A 251-nucleotide genomic window follows, 5' to 3' on the forward strand; every position below is an offset into this window, starting at 1 on the left:
AGGCGGCGATCTCACGCGCATCAACCAATTGGTCGACCAATACATCCTGCCCTACGTCAACTTCGAGAAAACCACTCGCCTGGCGGCCGGCCGCTACTGGCGCCAGGGCACCCAAGACCAGCAGCAGCGCCTGGTTGCCGCCTTTCGCAACACCCTGATCCGCACCTACAGCGGCGCGCTCGCCAATATCGATCCCACATCGGCCATCCGCATGGATCCCTTCCGTGGCGACGCCAATGCCGACGACGTCG

At 63.7% G+C, this 251-nt stretch carries 1 protein-coding gene; it reads left to right on the forward strand.

Translation table 11 applies throughout. The features are described from left to right. Positions 1-251 (forward strand): MlaC/ttg2D family ABC transporter substrate-binding protein (locus EUU22_RS20090; protein WP_165351242.1); only part of this gene is annotated, 251 nt, incomplete at both ends.

The organism is Ciceribacter ferrooxidans (assembly GCF_004137355.1).
Taxonomy (GTDB): Bacteria; Pseudomonadota; Alphaproteobacteria; order Rhizobiales; family Rhizobiaceae; genus Allorhizobium; species Allorhizobium ferrooxidans.